Raw genomic sequence first — 21,882 nt, forward strand, 5'->3', positions numbered from 1 at the left:
GCCCTTCTTCCCCGTGCTTTTATTTTCCCTCCATCCTTTAATGGTTTCATCCGAAAACCATAAAGTTATGCTTCCTCTTTGTTCTAAAGCTTTGTTATACTCAGACCAATTACGTATACGGTAAGTGAGTTTTTTTTCCATAGCCTGCCTATATTTTTGTTGTTGCAAACTAATTTTATAGCTCTTATGTGTTAAAGGGCAATCTTATCGCATACGCTTCTTAGCATTTACGCAACAACGCCCCTTTTTGTAAATTTTTTTCTTTTTCCTTATATTGTTCTTCATACTCTTTAATTTTATCTGTAGTAATAGATATTATTTTTGGCAAAGTTGCCTTGCGATAACTAAAATCTTTTGCTGTCTCTTTAGTTATAGAAATAGCAATGTGAGTTTCATTAGCATTTAGGTAAACATATTGCCTCTTACCTTTCTTCTCTCCTTTTAAATAAGCTTGAGTATAGGGAATCCACTCGGTAAGAGAAATTGAGGGTAAATAATTACTGGGAGGTTCCATAACATTCTCCTTCAATTTTTCTTTTAAATTGCAACAAAGTTTTTATTATTATTATTATTATTATTATTATTTCTAAAATAAGTTGTTATAATTAATTTATATTAATTATTAAATACACAAATAAAAACTATCGGATATTTATTTGCTTATTTTCGAATAGATGTCTTGAGAATTATTTATAAGGTTGAATGACTGTGGTGAATAATTCGAATTTCCGCAAAAGATCTAGATAGGGAGAATGTAAACCACCTTTAACGAGTCCTCATAGGATTAATTAACAGAAATTTTCATCTATTCTAACTTTTTGATGCTGAATTTCTTTGAATAAAATCTTCCTTTAACAAATATTTTAAATAGGGTATTTGAAAACATTTCAAGCCATCTAGTCCCTATAAGGTTTTGTTTTTTTAAGGTTTAAAAAAGTTGCAAAGCATTTTGGAGGAATTAGGGTACTTCAACTTTTGTTTGCACTAAATCTTTGTTAACTTTATCTAATTATCTCGCGTTTGCATATTTAAAACTTCTTTATTTATAGGGCTCAGAAACAAAGAAGCTTCTTTTTTAAGATACTTTTATCAAATACTTCTCAAAAAATTCCCCTACAGCCAAAGGGAGTAATCAATTACATGCTTTATGCTTAGGAGGAAAATTATTTGAAAGGCATCTATTTTAAGAGACAGAAGAAGTTCAGTTAAAACACATAAGATTAAAAAGGAGGCTGCTGTTTTCTTATTTCTTGAAGCTTTTTATCTACAACTTTGCCTTTAGCCGTTTAAAATAAATTAAGCAGGTAGCCAGAGAAGAGCGCCGAGGTTAGCAAGTAAAAGCTTTATGGTTAGCCTCTCACCAGATGGTAAGTTTCTAGAGCAATGATCAATAATGTGAATGCTAATAAAGCTAATAACAAAGGTTTGCCACCTCTCACCTGTTCTTGCGTGGGTAGGTGAAATCTGTAGCGACCGAGCCAGACCATGCCAATAGGAAGCAGCCCATTAAGGATCGCTTCCCCAAAGCCACCCGCAATTCCTAAAGCCTCTAAAAATATTCCGGGATAGCTGCCAGCAAAGATAGCAGGAGGGATAAAAACTATTAAGCAAAGAAGTATACGCGTCCATCCTTGGCTTTTTGCCGCAATTCCATCGGCTAAAAAATCTACCATAGAAAGAGAGACCCCTAAAAAAGAGGTAATCAGAGCAAAATATCCAAAGTAGGTAGCTAGAAAGCCAATCCAAGGGTGTCCTGTAATGGTATGGAGAAGTTGAGTAACAGGGATTCCTTCAGCGACCGCCTTAGCTATTTGCGATTCAGGAATTGTTCCAATAATCATCCATTGCCATAAGGTATAGATAATAAAGGGTAGGCTAGTGCCTATCACAATAGCCTTCCGTAGTTGGTGCACATTACGATGCATAAGGGTGGTTAAAGAAGGTATAATATTATGGTAGCCATAAGCGCTAAAAAGGGTAGGCATTGCTAATAAAAATGCGTTCCAATTTCTCCGAGTAAGGAAGCTTATTTGTACTTCGGTACTTCCTAATCCTATGAGCAAAAAGTAAGAGAAAACAAGCGCTATCATAAGAATTAAATTTACCCGGTCTATGACTTGAGAGCCTAAGAAAACAATGAAACCAAAAAGGCTAGCAAACGCTATGTAGCCTTTATAACCGGTGAGATGAAAGCCCAAGCTTTCGACTTGGGAGATGAAAAGAGGAGTACCGCCAGCAATGTAAGAGACCTCCAAGCAATAATAAAGAAAGAGAAAAGCTGCGCCTGCTATCCACTTACCATAAGGTCCAAAAAAGCGTGCCGCCATAGATAATACGTTTGCCTCCTCTTTCATCCAGAGCGTGGCTTCCAAAAAAAGCAGGCCAGTGATTAGCATAAATATCCAACAGATAAGATTGACTGCCATAGCTGGTAAAAATCCTGAAAAGCCAGTCACAACAGGGAGGGCAAGCATGCCTGCCCCAATGCAAGTGCCTGAAACAAGTAATATTCCACTAAGAGTGCTGAATTTGTTATGTAGGGTAGGCATAGAAATTTAATTATCCTAGGGTTGGTACGCAGGAAAAGAGATGTTAAAAATTGCTTTAAGGCAGAAAATTATCAAAAAAACAGATAAAAACAAAATGTTTTTGCAAATTAGAGGGTTTTAAGCTTAAATTAGCATTTTTTAGGAAATAGGATGAAATTTGTTGGATTGAGAGTTAGTGTGTCTCCATCCGTTTCTTCTTTTTTAGGTAAAGCTCGCCATGAAAGAGAGATAGAAGGCCAAAAATTCTAACTCCTCGTACATTAAATGAATTTAATTAAGGTAGTTCAAAGGTTATGAAATCAGTGGGCGTAGTCGTTCTAACATTAAATGCTGAAAAGCATCTGGTACGCTGTCTTAGTCCTATCATGCAGTCTTCGTTAAGCCCAAAAATCCTTGTAGTAGATTCGTCCTCGAAGGATCAAACCAGATCGCTTGCTTATTCATTAGGTGTAGAAGTTTTATCAATCCCACAAGCAACTTTCAACCATGGTAAAACCCGCGAGTTAGCAAGGAAACACCTAGGCACCGATTTGGTAGTCATGTTAACCCCTGATGCCTATGCGGTAAATCCGCAAGTTTTAGAAAAATTGATTGAACCCATTTTACAAGGCAAAGCATCGATTGCCTATGCTAGGCAAATTCCCCATGAAGGAGCTGACTTTTTTGAATCTTTTCCTCGGCATTACAATTATCCTGCTCGAAGTGAAATTCGAAGTATTGCTGATAGGCGTCGTTATGGCTCCTATACATTTTTTTGTTCCGATTCATGTGCTGCGTACTTAAACAGCGCTTTAGATGAAATTAAGGGCTTTCATCCCGTTCTTTTAGGGGAAGATACTTTAGCGACTGCTCAGCTTTTAAAAATAGGACATAAAATTGCTTATGTAGCAGAGGCGGAAGTGAGGCACTCTCATCGCTATAGTTTACGCCAAGAATTCTGTCGATATTTCGATACAGGATTGATGCGAAAAAAATATGAAAATATTTTAAATTGCGCAGAAGGCGATCGAATGAGAGGCAATCACTATGCTGCATGCATGCTCAAGCAACTATATCAAGAAAAACCTTTATTGCTCCCTTATGCTTTAATGCATATAGGTGCTAAATGGGCAGGATATCGCTTAGGACAGGCTAGCATTAATGCTCCCTTGTGGTGGAAAAAAGCTTTAAGTAGCCAAAAGTATTACTGGAAAAAAATTACTACCTCTTAAAATGCAATAGGTTTAACATTATTATACTGCCTTATTATTCCCTCCAAAAAAGCTGTTGTAGATTCTATTATCTGTATGTAAAGCTATAATGCAATATTAAGAGATATAAATAAGGTAGATTGAATTAAGAGAAGAAAGATTGCTTTAATTCTATCCAGTTTAAAAATTCATTTTATTCAACGAGGCTTATGACATGCCTTTAAGCAAGAAAAAAAAGAAAGTAAAGATTAATTTTTTATTTTCACCTTTTGTTTTACTAAATCTATCTCTCCTTATAATTTTTGCTTCTTGCTCAACTGCTAATTTTGATTATCCTATTATGGGACCTGACGAATTTGTGATAGACTCTTATCGCATACGTCAAGGAAAGCTAGCTATCTTGGAGCTTGAGGGAGTAGAGCTTGGAGAGCTAGCAGAAGAGGATATGTTAGAGTATCGCGATGTGATCGCTGAAGATGATATTTTAAACATCGCTGTTTATCACCCCACGCGTAAAGATTTAATGCAGTCTATTCAGTTTATCAATGAGTCAACGGGTGGATTTAAAGTCTATCAAGGAAAAATAGATGTGCCAGATTTACCTCCCCTTGAAGTCAAAGGGCTCACTTTAGAGGAAGCTCGTGAGGAATTACAAAGAGCTTTTAGAGACCAAATTCAGGATATAGAAGTTTATGTCAATTACCGGGATCGCCTACAACGCCGTGTAGAGTTAATAGGTTTAGTTTCTATTCCTACAGTACCGGTGGATGGAAAAATGCGTCTTTATGAAGTGCTTGCCAGATCTCATATTCCGCCAGGCGCTAACTTATTTAAAAGTTATGTAATGCGCGAAGGACGTCAATTGCCTATTGATTTGCATAGGTTAATCAATGAAGGGGATATGAACCAGAACATTGTAATGCGTGGAGGGGATAAAATCTTTATTGCTGCTCCTTCGGATGCTACAGTTATGGTGATGGGAGAGGTGCGGGCTCCTCGCCCAATCAATGTTCCCTACGGCTTTATTTCTCTACGTGAAGCTTTAGTAACGGCCGGAGGTATTCCTTTTACGGGCAATGGCAATTGTATCCATGTGATCCGTGGAAATATGCTTTGTCCTAAAGTTTACCTAGTCTCTTTAGATCACATTGTGCATTTGCCTAACGATAGCCTATTATTGATGCCTGGGGATACTGTCTATGTAGCCGAAAAGCCTTTGACGCAATGGAACAGATTTATTGAGCAGTTGATTCCTAGCTTTACTGGCCTTCAAGCAGGATATGGAACATATCAGTTAATTAACGATTAATTGTAGTAGAGGTTTACTTTAAAAATGCCGCCAATAGATAAACATCCCTCAGAAAGTGTGATTACCATCACTGATCTTTTGCATATTTTAAAGATACATAAGGTTGCTATTATATCTACTGCCTTATTTTGCTGCATCTTGGCTGCCTGCTTTGCTCTATCTCGACCGGTTATTTACAATATTTCTGGCACGTTCAAAGACAAAGGTAAATCAAAGTCGGGTCTTTCTACATTGAGCCAGCTTCTTATTTCTGGTGCTAATGAGACTGAAGGTGAAGCTTTAGCTACTATCAAATCTCGCAAGCTTATGGAGAAGCTAATCTACCGACGGGGCTTGCAGGGCTTATTGGTTAAAATGGAACCCCGCTTTGATTTACTTGGATCCATACCGGAAAATATTCTAGTTGAATATGCTCATTTCGTTGCCCTTAAAAAGCCCATCTTACCTGATCATCCGCCAAGTTTATGGCTTCAAGATGTAGCTTACAACGATGAGATTTCTAAAGTTTTTACTCTTCATTTCATTAACGAAGAATTTTTTGAAATTTACGATGAAAATAATAGAAAGATAGGGAAGCATGAGTGGGGGCGAAAAGTAACAGGTAAAGATTATGCTTTTACTGTCATGAAGAAATCCTCTGAGCCTTTGGCCGGTACTAAATGGTATTTAGAGTTGATGCCCTTGCACAGAGTATCGGAAGATTTATTGGCCGCCTTATCTATCCAAGCGGATCAAAATGACCGCAATCTCCTTCATATTAAATTACAACATGCTAATCGCCATGTAGGCACCGAAATTTTAAATTCTATGATGCTGATTTATCAGGAACATATTCGCCAGGAGCAAAAGCGTATTTCTCAAGAGCAGATTGCTTACTTAGAAAAACGCCAGCAGGAAATGGGAGCTAAGTTGCGTCAAATGATGGTTGCTCATGCAAAAAATATGTCATCGGATATATCTACCAGTGGATTTTTTAATTCCCTTAAAGCCATAGAGTTTTATTCTGCTAATCAAACGCATTACCAGCAGAAATTATACGATATAGAATTAGCAATTAGGAGATTAAGCCATGCCCAGCAAGAAAACTGCGCTTTTTATGATCTACAAGGCGATCCAGGGGTTATCAACCAATCATTGGCAGAAATTAGAGCTTTAAAGCAGCAAAGCGATGCCTTAGATATGGCTTTAAAAAATGCTTATCCTGTTGGTAATCCTACTTTTCATGATAGCTTTACAGAACAGTTATTAGATTTAGAACAAGCCAAGCGTTTATCTACAGAAGCTACTTGCTTGCTAAGAAGCTTAGAAAGTGGGCAAGACCAGCCTACTATAGATAATCTAGTTAATGATTCAAGATTTGCTGTACAAGCTTGGCAAGATAAATTGTTAGTCGCCCAAAATGATATGGATAGTTGTTTTTCTGAAGAAGAAAGGAGTGACAGGGCTTTAGCATTAAAAACAGCGAAAGAAAACTTTATAGCCTATTTAAAAAATTTAACACATCTTTTTGATGTGCAAGAAAAAGTCATTCAAGAGCGCTTAGCCTTTCAGCAAAGCCCTCAAAATGAATTTCAAGGGATTGATATTACCACTTCTAAGGAATTATATATCTCTTACACTCGCATGCTTAATGAAGTGCAAGGTTTAATCCGCCAACTAGATTTTATGATTGAGCAGTTGAAAAATCCTCACTTTGAAGTTACTTCAATGAGTGGAATTCAAAATGATTTTGTCACCAACGAGATGATTTCTAAAGCTTCGCAAATTGTTCAGGCCCTCAAAGATCAAAACAATCGTAGTGCTAAAGAAATGGAACGTTTGAAAGAACAATTAGATGTTCAAAAAGATTTCTTGCGTCAACACCTAAATCAAGCTGCTACGCTTCATAAGCTTAAAGAACAGCTAATTAAGGAAAAAATTGTTTCCCTACAAAGTGTAACACTAGGCCTGTTACGTCAGCAAATTTCTATTTTAGATAAGCACATGCAGGAATACATGGCTATACGCTTAAATGACTTAAAGCAGGAGACTAACCTCATCGTTCAGCATCAAGAACAGCTGCGTAAAGAAATGAAGGATCTACCTAACAAATGGGTCGAAGAGCGTTTAATCGATCAGCAGCTACTCATCAATCAAAAGATGGTGGAAGAAATTACAAGTTTAGTAGAATCAAAAAATTTGACGAGTAATTTAGAGATCTTGCAATCTTATCCTCAGGATTTTGCTCTGCCTCCTCTGCATCCAAAGTCTCCCCGTAGTTTGTTGTATGCTGCCTTTGGTGCGTTTACCGGGGCCTTTATAACTTTTACCTTCTTTATTATTAAATCTACTATCTCTGGCATTCGGGTGAGCCCCTCTAATCTTAAAGCTAATGATTTACACTTCTCTGGCCATCTAACTCCTAAAGCTTCTAATGAGTCTAATGAAAATTTGATGGATCAAGATTTAGATGTGCTGCGTCGTATGATTGCTTATATGACCAATAGCTCGCAGGCGCCGATAGGACAGTCCTTACTTCTCCTTAATGGAGCAGGAATTGATTATTCTTATCATTTAGCCAAGCTCTTAACCAAGCTTGGCCAAAAGGTTGTCTTAATACCTATCTGCTTCAAAGCAACAAGCCAAGGGTATGGAACGGGATTAATTCAATACCTGCAAGGAGAGATTGAAGAACCGATGATTACTTCCCAAGGCTCTTTCGATTGCATTTACGAAGGAGGTGTCTCACGTTTTGCCGTAGAATTAATCGGCTCTCACCGTTTCAAAAATTTATTAGACCAGCTTGTGCAAAGATACGATTGGGTTTTAGTCGTTAGTGATGCCATGCCGGCTAGTGGGCAAGCGGATCTCTTAATAAGAATATTTGGTCATGTGGCTGTTAACTTGACTCATGAGTCTCTTTCAGATTTGAAAACTTATATGCCTTATAAAGAACATTTAGCAGATAAGAAAAGAGTTACTTTTGTTTTTAGCCCTACAGAAAGTTAGAGGAGAAGTAAATGTTTTTGCTATCAGCTTCTTTGCATCTACTTTGAAAGCTCGGAAGGAAAAAGTTTTTTTCTCTCTATAAAAATAACAATAAGGGCCATCAAAAGGAGGATCCAGAGAAATTAATGGGATTGCATTTCTCCTCACCAGGAAAATAATAGGTTTTAAAAAAACTTAGTCTGCATACCTAGCTCTCTGAAACATGTCTCTCTGCTCAAATAAAGAGATTTTATAAAGTAGGGGACTGTCTAAGAATTGGCTCAAAAGGTATGATCAGGAAATATTTTTCCTATTCTTCTCTTAAAATCTTTTTTTGCTTTACGCCTTTTCATCTTTTGCCCACTTATTGGCGATAGTCCCGGATATTTCTTAAGGAGCTTTCAAAATTTGAACGAAAGGGATTTAAATCTATGCCCCCTCGTCTTGTGTACCGGCCATAAATTGTTAACTTATGACAGCGACAATGTTTTTGCACATCCATGAAAATACGTTCAATACAATGCTCTCCAAATTCGTAGTGGCTGCGAAAGGAGATAATATATTTAAGAAGGGCCTCTTTGTTAATTTTAGGCCCTATATAATGAATGTAAAGGCTTGCCCAGTCAGGTTGTTTAGTAACCGGGCAATTAGATTTTAAAAGATTAGAATAAAATTCTTCCTCCACAAGTTCTGCTGCATGTTCAAGAATGGAGGGATCGACTGCATAAAGATTGGTTTCAATATCTAAGTTGTCTAAGCAAAACCCCGGGAGGTTTTTAAAGCAAAGGCTTGCATAATCTTTAGATTGAATAAGGTTAACTTTTACTGGCTGGCCCACACATTTTGTTAAATCTTTTTCTAAGATGGCCTGAACATCTTCAAGATTGGCAAAAGTGGTTTGATGGAAAGAGTTCAAATAAAGCTTAAAGGATTTAGATTCTACAATATAAGGGGATTGGCAAGGAAAGAAAAATTCTCCTATCGCTAGGAGAGGTTTTCCTTTTACGTTAAGCCATGACAACTCATAAGCATTCCAAACATCGTAGCCTTGAAAAGGTAAATTTACATCGGCGATCCCAAGGGCTTGGCGTTGTTTATCTCTAGGTAAAGGGCATAGTAAGCTAGGATCATATACAGTCACATAAAAGGTCTGTTTTCCTAGCGGTGAATTGATAAGAGTTTCATCCTTCATAAAAGCCACTTTTCCGATAAAATAAAGTTTAATTTAAGCATCCACCATACTCTGCAAAATGATATTTTTCAATGGTTAACTCTTAAGAGAGCTAGCTTAAGCATCTCTAAAAATAGAGCTATACATGGAAGTAGAGCTTTTTTTGCAAAATAAAGAAGGGGCTAGTTTATAAATCTGAGAGAAAATGGAATCTAAATAAGCACTTAAATCTTCTGAAAATTTTCTTTTTAATTAAAGATAGTTTTTTAAAATGTATAGTTTTATTAAGAATTGCTTAAAAGCTTATAAATAGACAATTGGCTGTTTTCTAATAGTATTTTTTTTATAAGCGGCTGTCATATAAAAAAGAGCATTAGATTTAAGCGTGGCTTATTTTTTAACCCTCTAAGAGGGGAAGAGTATAAGCTTTTAAAGAAAAACTCTTAAGAGCTGAATGAAGTAAAATTTGGTTTAAAATCTCACGTAAAACATTTCGCAATTAGCGATGAGCTTCATGACGAGCTTTGATTTCTCGCCATTTTCGCACCATTTGAGCTCCTAAAGGAGCCGATTCTTTTCCCCAGGCGCCATATTTTAGGTAGACCACGACCACCAATTCAGGATTGCCCCAGCGATCCAGATAGAGGAGAGCATGCGAATCGTTAGGTATTTTTTGATTAAAAGCAATGCCTCCAAACCAGACGTGAGTATAAAGGTTTGTCCCCTCGTAAAAGTCTAAGTCAATATTCTCCATGGATTCAGCTGTGCTGGTTTTTCCAACCATTTCGTCTTTGAGCTCAAGATAATCGGCAATAGCCTCAGGATACTCACGATATAAGCGGGAAAGGCTAGTCAATCCCTCAGATAATTGTTTTAAAACTACTTTATGCATTCCAATAAGCAAAATATTGCGAATAATATCAGGCATAAACAGGTTTCTTTGAACGAAGGTAGGAGCTTTTTTCACGATTTGGGAGTGATCAAGGCAGGCAGCTTCAAGGGGCTGTTTACTCTGTGCTTGTGAACGGTATCCGGCTGTTAAAGAAACTATCTTGGGCTTCAAAACATGTCCTTTATTAGCTATCGCAGACAGCATGATGCCAGCCTGCAGGGGAGTAACGACTAAAGTATGTTGACCATTAGCCATAGCATAAAGGCCTGTACGATTAGTTATAAGATCATTAGGAACTTTTCCTGCAATTTCACCAGGCAAGTCTATACCTGTGCGGGTGCCATAAGAGAAATCTAAAGCTGCCCGCGAAAGATCCTCCGGAGAGCTTAAATACTCTGCAGCTAGAATAGAAAAATAAGGATTACTAGAGGTTTCAATTGCCCGAATCAGATCAATTTTACCAATGTTTTTTGCATGGCTTTTAAGCATACGGCCCCCCTTGTAATATTGAGGAATAGGAGTGCCATCTTGATGATAACCTACAAAAGTATCCCTACCTTTTTTAAAGATCTGGTCGACCATAATCAAAGGATTGAGGCTGCTTGGGGAGAGCTTATCATTGTTCAGATGATGATAGCGTTGCTTTAACGCTTCATAAGAGGTAATTAACTTGAAAATAGAGCCCTGCGTTGCAGCTTGCCTATAGGCTTGAGAACGCCCGTAACCATATCCCCGTAGAGGATAAAAAGCACGAGCAAGATCTTTTTCTATTTGCTTTCCATTAGTTTTGTTGAGGTAACGATAATATCCAAGTAAGGGTCTATCCAGATGGTGAAAGCTGCGAAAAGTACGCAAGTAATCTTTCGCCAACCCATCATCTAATCCTTTCAAAACAAAAGATAAATTAAAAAAGGCATTTTTCCAAGGAAGCGCCGCATGAGCACCTGCTTGCAGTTCGTTATGCCAGGTTAAGAAATGATTAAGATAGGGTATAATTTCTACCGATACATGAGGTGAAATGCGACCCGTCAAAAAGGCTAAAAGTAAGTCCCCTTGATGCTCATTCCAAAATGAATTAAACATCTCTTTTTCTTGCCTATCAAAATAGTCTATATAAGGCTTGGGGTATTGATGATGAGCTTTTTCTTCTGCCCGTTTTTCTTTTAAAAAAAGCTTTTCATTTTCTTGGCGCCAGGGTAGGAAATGTTGTTCATGAAATAATTCCTTAGCCATCTTTTGCGCTGTTTCTTGTAAAGAAATGTAGGCAGCGGAAGAATTTTTATAATCCTCAAGCGATTGGTGTCCTTTTGCAGCAAGGAGCTGGGGAGAAAAGCGATCGCTGCAGACGGCAAGGCGGCATAGATCCATAAGTAAGATCTTATCATAATGTAATAATAAAGCAGAAAAATAGGGATCTAATATTTTTTTTTGCTGCTCAACACTGTCGGCATGTACTTTTAGATTATTTTCAATCGCCATTTTTGCTTGAAGGGAAATTTTTTCTTTTTGGACGTGAATTCCATCTTCGCCATACAGTAACTTTAACAGCAGATAGATATTACAGGTGCCACTTAATTCAATTAACTGATCGATAGCTTGTTGGATGCTTACCGCTTTTTGCACGCTATCCACCCCTTGGATGGCCTGCATGATTGGAGTATCGGCTTTTAGTATAAGTTTTAAATAATTATTCCAATCAATCATTAAAGTATCTTCATAAAATTCTTTAGCTTCCTCCTGATAAAATTCTCTTTCTAACGGGCGTTTTTGATCCCACATTTCAGCTACATAATTCTCACTTTCAAACCAGCGAATGATGCTGGCCATTTTCTTTTTTGCCACCTCGGGATTAGCAGCGGGAATAAAATCGTTAGGATCTGTGCGGGGGTAAGAGGCCAAAGCAAGAACTTCTCCTGATTGGGGATCTAATGCTACTATAGCCCCCCCTTTAATCCATGGTTGCTTGGTAGGCTTGGAAAGGTATTTTGATAAACGCGTTTCGCGAATGCGCTCATTTTGAATGAGAAGTTGTTCTGCATATTCCTGCAGCTCAGCCGAAATCGTAAGAAGGATACGCTGTCCTGCTACAGGCTCATGCGAGCCTGATAATTCTCTTAAGAAATTGCCACGAGAATCAGAGTAATAACTTTTCTTGCCATGATAGCCTCTTAGATTATTTTCAAAGCTGCCTTCAACACCTGCTTTCCCTACATAGTCATTAATCGTATAAGCATGATCGAGGAGATCTTGAAGGCGCTGGCGGGCTTGAGCTAAATTGTCAATACCGGAGGGAAGAGGTATTTCGTCACCTGCATCACTACCTTGAATGTATGCTTCTAGTACTTTGATCTCCAGCATGATCTTATCATATTCCTGACGGTTGATCGCCCCCATATAGCCAATGATATCCGCCGCTACACGCCCTTTAGGATAGTGGCGCTTAGGTACTTTTTGCACATGAATACCTAACCAGTCTTTTTCAAGCATTTTCAAGCGATAATATTCTTTTTCGGTAAGATCTTCTTTAATTACGAAAGGTATCTGCCCATAAAATGAGCTTTTAGCATGAATAAGGTCTTCAAGCCTTAGAGGATCTAAGTGAAGCTCTTCTCCTAGTAGCTGGGCCAGCTGTGTAATATACTCTTTACGTTTAAATTTCTTTTTTTTATTTCCTTGAGCATCCTTTTCCCATCTAATAGAAGGAATCTGGCGCAGCTGAGAGTAGATGATAGCAGCCCGATAAGAAATTTTATTCAGAGCTAAGGGATAGTTGAAGCGGTCGCGAATAGTAGCTCTTTTAGAGGGTTCAATGACAGTCTTGCGTTGAGGCTTAAGGGCCTCCTCTAATTTGACCTCATATTGAATAACAGCCAGGTACCAAATGCGCAGGATAATTACAACCAAGGCGATAAAAATCAGATTAAGGATTTTATTAGCCTTTTCGGGTATATTAAGATTGCTTTTTGCTCTGCGAGAAGAGGAATGTATATGTCTTGCCATGATTTTATTGCCCGGCTTTGAGAATATACGATTTTGAATTCTAAAGCAAAATAGGATTGCAAAAATTGAATTGATGTTGCAAAAGAATTAGCCTATCAGGTATAATTTAGCTCGCAATCATTAAATGCGCCTGTAGTTCAATGGTAGAACAGTAGCCTTCCAAGCTACGAGTGTCAGTTCGATTCTGATCAGGCGCTCAATTTACAAATTCTAATATCAACCAAGACCGAAATTCTATCCTAAGTAGAATGCCGTCGTCAAAATAAAGGGACAAGGCTTGGCAACACAACAACAAGTTAATGTTACTATTAAAGATCTTCTAGAGGCTGGTGCTCACTTTGGTCACCAAACCCGTCGATGGAATCCAAAAATGAAACGTTTCATTTTTGAAGCGCGCAATGGATTATACATCATAGATTTAGCTAAAACACTTCAACAAATAAGATTGGCTACAGAAGTAGTTAAAGAGGTGGTCGCAAAACATCGTTCCATTCTATTTGTGGGGACAAAAAAACAAGCGAAAGTAGTCGTACGTGAGCTAGCTGAGCAAGCGGGAGAATTTTATGTTTGCGAAAGGTGGCTAGGTGGTATGTTAACTAATATGTCAACGATCCGTCAATCCATTAAAAAGCTTGAACGTATTGAAAAACGTATTACTTCTGGTGGAGAAGGGTTAACAAAGAAAGAGCTTTCTTTGCTAAATAAGGACTACTTGAAACTCAATGGCAATCTCTCAGGAATAAGAGGGATGCGTAAGCTACCAGGCCTGGTGATCGTAGTAGATCCAAGTAAAGAACATATCGCTGTAGCTGAAGCTAACAAATTAGGCATTCCTGTGATGGGCTTAGTGGATACAAACTGTAATCCTGACCCTATCGAATATGTCATTGCCTGTAATGACGATGCTCTTAAAAGCGTTAAACTTATCATCCAAGCATTAGCTCATGCTATTATAGAAAAGAAAAATGAAATGCAAATTGCATTCGGCAAAGGCGATGTAAGAGAAGATGAGGAAAACGAAGAAGGTGTAAGCGGCAAATATGATGAAAAAGATGAGGCCGATGAAAAAGCTTCTGCAATTTCGGAGGTTTAATTTATGTCCAAGATGCCTATTACTGCTACAATGATTAAAGAACTGCGCGAGAGAACCGGCGTAGGGATGGGAAAATGTAAGGAAGCTTTGGAAGAGGCTCATGGGGATATGGAGCTTGCTATTTCAAATCTCCGTAAAGCAGGCATTGCTTCTGCTGTTAAAAAGGAAGGTCGTACCACTAATGAAGGGATGATTGGCTTTTTTGAAAATGACAAGACTGCTGCTATTGTTGAAGTTAATTCAGAGACAGACTTTGTAGCCAAAAACGAGCGTTTTAAAGAGTTTTTGGAAAACATTGCTGCAGAAATTGCTAAAACCCATCCTGCTTCTTTAGAAGCATTTCTTGCGCAGCCTTATTCTAAAGATACTTCCATATCTATCGACCAATATCGTGCAACAGTCGTCCAAACGATTGGCGAAAATATCCAGATTAAACGCTTGTTTACAACTGCAAAGTCTCCATCTAAATCGATTGGTATTTATTCTCACCTTGGTGGTAAGGTCGTTACAATGGTTGAGATAGAAGGCTCGGATGCGGAACAATCTTTAGCTAAAGATATCGCTATGCATGTAGCGGCTGCTCATCCAGAATTTCTTTCTCCTGAAAAAGTTCCCCCAGAGCTTATAAACAATGAGAAAGAGATTGCAAAAAGCCAGATCAAAAACAAGCCAGAGAATTTTATCGATAAGATTGTGGAAGGTAAGCTCAATGCCTACTATGAAAGTGTATGCTTAACCAAGCAAAAATTCATTAGGGATGATAGCAAATCGATTGCCCAGATCGTTGAAGATCGAGCCAAGCAAAGCGGCAAGCCTCTTCAATTGACTAACTTCTTGCGTTGGACTGTGGGTCAATAGTTAAAGCTCTACTTTTTATAGTTTTAAAACGGGAGAAAAAATACTCCCGTTTTTTCATTTGCGATTATTTCTTTGTTATAGGTATCATGAATACAACAATTATTCTTTAGTTTAATATGACACCTATCAAGCGATCGCTTTTAATACTGGCTCTGACATTGATGTGGAGCCCTTGTTTCCTCTTGATAAAACTTGCGTTGGTTGATTTTAATCCTGCCACTATTGTTTTTCTGCGAGTTAGCCTAGCTAGCTTAATATTTTGGATAGCTTTACGCTTACAGGGAGGATCTTTACCAAAAAGCCTTACTTTTTGGAAACATTCAGCTTTTATGGCCATATTCTCTTCGGGACTTCCTTCCTTCTTATTTTGTTATGCTGAGACCTCTATAGAAAGCGCTCTTGCAGCAATACTCAATGGCTGTTCACCCATGTTTACAGCCATTTTGGCTCATTTGTTTTTACCAAATGATAGAATGTCTATTCATAAACTCATAGGAATTTTAATAAGCTTTTGTGGAATTTTATTACTATTTTCCCCTAACATTGCTCAAGGCATGGATGGAGATTTTATAGGTATGTCTGCTGCTTTAATAGGTGCTTTTTGTTATGCTATTAGCCATGTGTATGCTAAAAAGTTTATTGCTGGGCAACCTCGTTTTGTAGCTCCAACAGCCCAATTATTCATGACAGCATGGATGATGTTACCTTTTGTTTTAGGTTCTATAGAGACAAAATCTACTTTTATCTTTCCCTCATTAACTAGCATACTAGCTATTCTAGGGTTAACTTTGCTAGGTACATATTTAGCTTTTTTGATTTATTACTATCTTTTAGAGCACTGCGGTCCCACAGCTATATCAATGGTTTCTTGTTTCTTTCCTGCGGTAGGCATGTTATTAGGCTATTTATTTCTTAACGAAGCTTTAACGGCAGGCGGCATTTTTTCAGCAGGTTTAATCCTTTTAGGCATGTTGATTGTCAATGAAGTCATTAGCTTTAAATGGCGGCGTCCAAGATTTTTTCAGCAAGAAGCTTAAGCCTTGAAACTTACCTATTTGATAATCGGAAAGATTTTTTCTTAAGCGTTATATTTATTAGGAAGTGCTGAGGATTTTTTTATCTTGTATGCTTTGTTTCTTTATAAGGGTTTAAGTTAACGCCCTTGCCCAACGCTTTTAGACTAAAATCCCATTCTAGTTTCTCTATAAATATTTTTTAGCAAAGGTTTTCACTAGGAGTGGATTGGCTGGCAAAGAGAATACTTTCTAAAAAAGCTAAGGGATAGCTTATTCAATAAATAACCTTGAGCAATTAAGTTTTGTAATCTTTCGTTTAGCCTTTAAAAGCGCTTGCGAAATAGATTTCTATTTTTCTTTTGCTGATAAACTTACTGGGCGTTTTTCCAAGCTACTTTTAATCTAGGCCGAGTTTAATCTTTATACAGACTTTAGCAATAAGATATTTAAATTTTTTTCCTTTCTTCTTACTGTTGACTAAGAGAAGGCTCTAGAAACAGCAGGTTAGAATAGAAAGCTATAAATAGACCACCTTACAAACAAGCGGGTCATATTGGGATTTCTTAAAATTTACAAGAGCTAATTCAGCATATTTATTGTTAAGCTTATCAAGCATGAGCTCGAGAGTTTCCTGGATGCGAGGGGGATAGTGTTCCTTATAATATTCTAAATCTTCAGCCTCTAGGTAATAAGGATTATGATTATAGGCTTTAGAAGTTGAAATTTGAATAGATAAAAGCACATAAAAAGAATCATTTTTAAGATTAAATCCCCGCCCTTCATAACCTTCATCCCATAGGGAGTGACCGTAATATACATTCTTCAACTTTCCTTCAGAGTTGAACTCTAATTCAGCTAGGTTACATTCTTGAGTATTAGCATATTTAAGGGAGTCATCAAAATTAATAGACAAAATAGCTGAGGAAAGGGATTTTTTTAAAATTTTCAGGTTATTGTCGGTTAATTTATTTAAAGGGTGATTTTCATAATATTTTTTCCATTGAATTTTGTGTTTATAAGAACCTAGTATTTCTTTGGAAACGAATATAATTGTATTAATGATAGGCACACAATAGATTAGAGCTGTGAATAAGCAAACGATTTTCTTGCTAATGGATAGGGGTTCTAGCTGATCTGAGCAGTAAGCCTTATTACAAAAAGTTATGCTAAAATTTTTATAAGCTTGCTTAAAAGGTTCTTGGAATATTGTCTTAGCTGACAGATGAAAATCTCGTTGATTCCTCAAAAGAGCTATTTGCATGCCTAAATCGTTTCCTTGGTATAAGTGTCCTCAAAAACTTTTTATATACATTTTTTCGTACAATTACATCAATAGGCAATTTGGTCCCTCAATTTTTATTACATCTTTATGACCGAAGGCATGAGCGAGGTCAAAATAATATTGAGCTAATTTTGAGTCTTTCTCCGTTCCTATTCCACTTTCATAGCACTGGAATAAATGGTAAGCCGCATTTTTATAGCCATTATCGAAAGACTTTTTAAAACACTCAAAAGCTTTCCTTAAATCTCTTCTTGTACCTAGTGATCGTTCATAGCATATGCCTAAATTGCATAAGGCTTCTCGATGATCTTCGATAGCAGCTTGGCTTAGATATTTAAAAGCTTTTGCTTTAACCGAGCAGATCCATGCTTCATCTTCCTGGTCGGAAATACAAATGCTAAGATAGAAATTTAGGTAATGAGCTCCCATTTCACTTAACTCAGCAGTCTCTAGATTTTTATTCTGCTTTTTTAGCTTTAATTTTTTTAAATGAATTTTTACGAAAGACATGCCATGAGTGGTTTGGCACAAATGGGTGCGGTTGGTGGGGTTAGGCCTTAATTGGTTAGTAGGAAGATTCATTTTTGTGCTGGCTTCATAGCCAGATGGTGTGGTCCAGGGCTTATTACTTACATTTCCTGCAAAAAGGATGCTTACTACTTCTAGATTTTCGTCGATTACCGGGGAGCCTGAATTTCCATGAAAAGAGTCTAGATTAGTTTCAATATGTTGATCACTACATTCTTTTTTTACGGAGGCCCCTAGATGAATTTTCAAGGGTAAACCCCGAGGGTGTCCTAGCATAAAGATTTTTTTATTTAATAAAGACTTTTTTATAAAATTAACTGCTAAAGGTGGACGCCCGATAACTTCTCTATCTAACTTTATTAGAGCCCAATCAATTAGGTAATCCGGCGCACATGTATAATTAAAAAAAACAACTTTTTTAAAACTGTAAACATCTGATTCGCAAAATTCATAATCCTCAGTCCTCATGTTTTGGCTTTTCATCTGAAAACCAAACACAAATTTAATACGTTCTAATTCGCTTTGCGCTTTTAGACTTGTTCGAACAATTACGCCCCTTGCTTTTTTGGGTTTTAATTTCGTATAGGGGTTTGAACGTGTAACACAGTGAGCCACAGTAACAACATGTTGAGGCGCGACTAAGAAGGCTGTACTTAATCCAGGGGTAGGCTCGTGGAGAAAAGAATCAGTATGACCTAGGGGTATTCCTTTAGCTTTTTTAGAAATACGTTCCCCTAACGTCCTAACTCTCTCCGTATCAAATTTATAAGTAATAAAACCCTGATTATTGATTCTATTTAGCTTATGATCTGGCATCATGCATGCTACGCTGTCGGCTTGCTCTTGAATAGTTTTTTCTAGAGACTCACCTAAATTTAGTTCATGGAGTTTATAAAGGTTTTCAATGCAAAAATCTTGAGAGTAAAATTGTGAATTAACGCTTTGTCCAATAGCCATGTTACTTCCTTTTTACAAAAACTATTAATAAGCTTTATTGTTTGATCCCTAATTCTTAGATTCGCAGATTTATTATATTTCCTTTCCCTATAGAGAAGACTCTATAGAGAGAAAATAGCCGCTAGGATAGAAATTCTACTACCGAATAATCAAACGACTAAAAAAATAAATAATGAACACTTCTTACCATGCCAAAAAAGTAATTTTGCTAAAAGTTAAAAAGTTAATTCTTATTTCTTTAAGCATGTAAGCTTTATTTTTAAAGATTTATCTATACACTTGCTTTTAGGTTAACTCCATTTTGGAAAGATTTTTCTTTTATGAAGAAGGCTGTCTGGCTATTCTTTGTGAAGAAATTTTAAAATGTTAGAGCTCTCTTCCTTCCCTTTAGCTATCCATGGACAACTCTCATCAAGCCACTTGTAAAATTTTTTATCCTTTAGCTTATTATCGCTTTTAGCTGTTGTATTGTTTACTGTTTTTAATGCCCTCTAATCCAAAATTTAACTTGGGAGAAAAGAGTTTCCTGCTTGATAAAATTATTTAAAGGCTCGCCTCAGGTTGGCACTTTTATATTGCTTCTATTGGCTAAGAAAATAACGCGTGAGCTTAAAAGATGAGGGTAACAATATTATGACTATTAACAAAGCTATAGCAGAAAACAAAATAATTAAAGAGGGATCTTATATAGGTGGGCTAGAGAACGAAACAATAGCTTCTTTAGCTCTTTAGGTCTTGCTTAAGCAGGCTTTCGTGAGAAAAAAATATAAAATGATGAGGAAATAAGCGGGGATTTTAGCTAAAGACTTCTTTAGAACTTTTTACGCTGGAATTAAGATTAATCGACCTAATAGCACCTAAGGAAAAAAAAAGATAAATAAATTTTTTTATATTAATTATTTGCCTAGAATTGTATAGCGTAGATTTTCTACCAGTTAAAAAAGCAGGTTATTTTTATCTTCCTTATTGCTCTTGTTTAGAGTAGGAAAGGTTGACTAAGATTAAAGCAATTAAGGAGGATAAATAATGTTTTCTTCTATCTAAATTAAGAGATACAGCTAAAAAAGCTTTGATTGGCTTTCTTGGCACCTAGTGGAAAGGTGATTGTAAATTATTAGAGCTATATTCTATGATACCCGAGCTAAGAAAGAGCAAAGGCTCCTTAAAGAGGATGAAGTAATGGTGGCAAATGCAATGCAATGGGTGGATTCGCATGCTCATTTAACAGATTCTACCTTTACGGCTATTGATTCAATTTTACAACGTGCGCAGCATGCAGGTGTATGCTCAGTTATAAATATTTGCACCAGTATTAGCACCCTAAACGCAGGCTTAGAATTAGCTAAAAATTATCCATGGATTTATAATGCTGCCGCTACGCCTCCTCACGATGTAGAAAAAGAAGGCGAAAACGTTTTTGCTGTTATTGCTAAGCATGCACATAGCGGACATTTGGTCGCTATAGGTGAGACGGGACTAGACTACCATTATTATGCTTCTTCGTCTGCTATTCAAAAAGTTTTCTTGCGACGTTACTTTCACTTAGCCTTAGAATGTAAGTTGCCGGTGGTGATTCACTGTAGAAATGCTTTTAAAGATTTCTTTGAAATTTTAGATAAAGAATATATGAGTAGTAAGGGTAAACATCAGCCAGGAGTTTTGCATTGCTTTACGGGCACTATAGAGGAGGCTGAACAAGTCATAGAGCGAGGATGGTACTTATCAATAAGTGGGATATTGACCTTTAAAAAAAGCGAAGAGCTGCGCCAGATTGTAAAAAAAATTCCTCTAGATAAATTGTTGATAGAGACAGATGCTCCTTATTTAGCCCCGCAGACTCGTCGGGGAAAAATAAATGAACCTGCTTATATAGTAGAAACAGCCCAAACTATTGCTCAGCTAAAAGATATCTCTTTGAAAGAATTAGCAGACCAAACAGTTAGAAATGCTTGTGAACTATTTAAAATAAAAATTTGATAAAGCTTTTAAAAATTGTAAGATTAAGTTAATATCATGCACAGTCACATGTTTATATGGTTAATGTATGGCAAATAATATTATGCGCATCTGCAGCTTAGGGGATCACTTTTGGTATCCTGAAATAAATAAACAGATTAATTTGCTTATAAGGCATCCTAGGCACCATGTAGAGGTGGATTGTAAAGTCCTTTATAAAAAGCATTCAAAAACACTTGCCACGCAGATTACTGTAATTGCTTCTAAAATTTTTCATAGTTTGAAATTATTTTTTCTTTTCCAATACCGGCTAGATTTTGACCGTGCCGTTAAAACTCTTATTTATTCCGAAGAAATAAAATCAAGAGTATTCAGTAAGCCATTTATTGCTTCGGAGTCTGAGCCTCTTAAGCCTTTATCAGAAGATGAGCCTTTTAAACCTTTAACGGATGTACTGGTGGCTGAAAAGATTGCAAAAAGAGAACAGCTAGCTTTATTCAATAAAAGAAATCAGGCAGCAATAGCTATTCAAAGATTTTACCGCAAAATGAAATATATTGATAAAAAAATAGAAGAAGAAAAAGCTTCCCGAATCCATGTTCTAAATGCTTTTTATGATTTAATTCAATATAGTACCCATAAAGAAAATCTTAAAAGATTGGATGAAAATCTTAATTCTCAATGGCGTATAGTAAGTTTTTTTAAAAGCGAGAGCGACCTTGATCAGCATATACGCCTGACAGCTTTAGAGCAAATGAAGACTTTACGAGAAAAATTATGGGAAAATGCTAAAATTTCTTCTTCCGTAAAAATAAAAATAGACGATGAGAATTTAGATCCGGCTACCGTGCTAAAAGAAATTAACCGCGAGATCAGCATTCAAGGAACAAATTTGGCAAAAATTGATAAACGTATTATAGAGTTGAGAAGTCAAAAGATAGCTAAGTAGCCATAAAATGCAAAACATTTAAGCATTTGTTCATAAAAAGCCTATCGGTGGCCTTTTTTCTTATTATGCGACAACTTTAAGCTTTTTACTAAAGAGACAATTGTTTTAAAGGGCTTATAAGCCTCACTAGGAAAAAAGCTACAAAGCAGCTGAAAGTACATAGGC

The 21,882-nt window shown here is 36.8% G+C and carries 14 protein-coding genes and 1 tRNA gene; 9 read left to right on the forward strand and 6 right to left on the reverse strand.

What is annotated here, in order from left to right:
* Window positions 1-220: 220 nt before the first annotated feature.
* Complete coding sequence (locus NEOC84_RS05765; protein ID WP_166156492.1) at window positions 221-514, reverse strand: hypothetical protein; 294 nt, start codon at window positions 512-514, stop codon at window positions 221-223.
* Window positions 515-1,349: 835 nt separating this feature from the next.
* Window positions 1,350-2,549, reverse strand: coding sequence for an aromatic amino acid transport family protein (locus NEOC84_RS05770; RefSeq protein ID WP_166156495.1), 1,200 nt, complete (start codon window positions 2,547-2,549; stop codon window positions 1,350-1,352).
* 293 nt (window positions 2,550-2,842) lie between these two features.
* Here NEOC84_RS05770 and NEOC84_RS05775 point away from each other — a divergent pair, with 293 nt between their 5' ends.
* The 3 genes from NEOC84_RS05775 to NEOC84_RS05785 all read left to right on the forward strand — a co-directional run bounded on the left by NEOC84_RS05775 (window position 2,843) and on the right by NEOC84_RS05785 (window position 8,036).
* The gene (locus NEOC84_RS05775) at window positions 2,843-3,760 is read left to right on the forward strand and encodes a glycosyltransferase (protein WP_166156498.1); all 918 of its coding nucleotides are present in this window, start codon (window positions 2,843-2,845) and stop codon (window positions 3,758-3,760) included.
* Window positions 3,761-3,953: 193 nt separating this feature from the next.
* Window positions 3,954-5,048 carry a polysaccharide biosynthesis/export family protein gene (locus NEOC84_RS05780; RefSeq protein ID WP_166156501.1) on the forward strand — a complete coding sequence of 365 codons (1,095 nt, stop codon included), beginning with the start codon at window positions 3,954-3,956 and terminating at the stop codon, window positions 5,046-5,048.
* 24 nt (window positions 5,049-5,072) lie between these two features.
* Complete coding sequence (locus NEOC84_RS05785; protein WP_166156503.1) at window positions 5,073-8,036, forward strand: hypothetical protein; 2,964 nt, start codon at window positions 5,073-5,075, stop codon at window positions 8,034-8,036.
* A gap of 343 nt (window positions 8,037-8,379) precedes the next feature.
* Here NEOC84_RS05785 and queF read toward each other — a convergent pair whose 3' ends face one another.
* Together queF and NEOC84_RS05795 are read right to left on the reverse strand one after the other, a co-directional pair.
* On the reverse strand, window positions 8,380-9,207 hold the full coding sequence (gene queF / locus NEOC84_RS05790; protein ID WP_166156505.1) for an NADPH-dependent 7-cyano-7-deazaguanine reductase QueF: 828 nt from the start codon (window positions 9,205-9,207) through the stop codon (window positions 8,380-8,382).
* 478 nt (window positions 9,208-9,685) lie between these two features.
* The gene (locus NEOC84_RS05795) at window positions 9,686-13,078 is read right to left on the reverse strand and encodes a penicillin-binding transpeptidase domain-containing protein (RefSeq protein ID WP_166156508.1); all 3,393 of its coding nucleotides are present in this window, start codon (window positions 13,076-13,078) and stop codon (window positions 9,686-9,688) included.
* Between the two features lie 126 nt (window positions 13,079-13,204).
* Between NEOC84_RS05795 and NEOC84_RS05800 the strand changes: the two genes are divergently transcribed.
* The 4 genes from NEOC84_RS05800 (at window position 13,205) to NEOC84_RS05815 (ending at window position 16,066) form a co-directional block, all read left to right on the forward strand.
* Window positions 13,205-13,275: transfer RNA gene (locus NEOC84_RS05800), tRNA-Gly, on the forward strand.
* A gap of 80 nt (window positions 13,276-13,355) precedes the next feature.
* Window positions 13,356-14,171 carry a 30S ribosomal protein S2 gene (gene rpsB, locus NEOC84_RS05805; RefSeq protein ID WP_166156511.1) on the forward strand — a complete coding sequence of 272 codons (816 nt, stop codon included), beginning with the start codon at window positions 13,356-13,358 and terminating at the stop codon, window positions 14,169-14,171.
* 3 nt (window positions 14,172-14,174) lie between these two features.
* Window positions 14,175-15,029 carry a translation elongation factor Ts gene (gene tsf / locus NEOC84_RS05810; RefSeq protein ID WP_242678210.1) on the forward strand — a complete coding sequence of 285 codons (855 nt, stop codon included), beginning with the start codon at window positions 14,175-14,177 and terminating at the stop codon, window positions 15,027-15,029.
* Between the two features lie 116 nt (window positions 15,030-15,145).
* Complete coding sequence (locus tag NEOC84_RS05815; protein WP_166156514.1) at window positions 15,146-16,066, forward strand: DMT family transporter; 921 nt, start codon at window positions 15,146-15,148, stop codon at window positions 16,064-16,066.
* Between the two features lie 496 nt (window positions 16,067-16,562).
* Here the strand turns inward: NEOC84_RS05815 and NEOC84_RS05820 are convergent, their stop codons facing one another.
* Both NEOC84_RS05820 and NEOC84_RS05825 read right to left on the reverse strand, forming a co-directional pair.
* Window positions 16,563-17,306 (reverse strand): hypothetical protein, encoded by a 744-nt coding sequence (locus NEOC84_RS05820; RefSeq protein WP_166156517.1) that lies wholly within the window; start codon window positions 17,304-17,306, stop codon window positions 16,563-16,565.
* Window positions 17,307-17,369: 63 nt separating this feature from the next.
* On the reverse strand, window positions 17,370-18,812 hold the full coding sequence (locus NEOC84_RS05825) for a bifunctional trypsin-like peptidase domain-containing/SEL1-like repeat protein (RefSeq protein ID WP_166156520.1): 1,443 nt from the start codon (window positions 18,810-18,812) through the stop codon (window positions 17,370-17,372).
* Window positions 18,813-19,991: 1,179 nt separating this feature from the next.
* On the opposite strand from NEOC84_RS05825, the gene NEOC84_RS05830 reads away from it, so the two are divergent.
* A complete protein-coding gene (locus NEOC84_RS05830; RefSeq protein ID WP_166156523.1) occupies window positions 19,992-20,789 on the forward strand; it encodes a TatD family hydrolase in 798 nt (265 codons plus the stop codon).
* 67 nt (window positions 20,790-20,856) lie between these two features.
* A complete protein-coding gene (locus tag NEOC84_RS05835; protein ID WP_166156526.1) occupies window positions 20,857-21,717 on the forward strand; it encodes a hypothetical protein in 861 nt (286 codons plus the stop codon).
* The last annotated feature ends 165 nt before the right edge of the window (window positions 21,718-21,882 follow it).

Origin of the sequence: Neochlamydia sp. AcF84, assembly GCF_011087585.1 — a bacterium.
Lineage (GTDB): Bacteria > Chlamydiota > Chlamydiia > Chlamydiales > Parachlamydiaceae > Neochlamydia.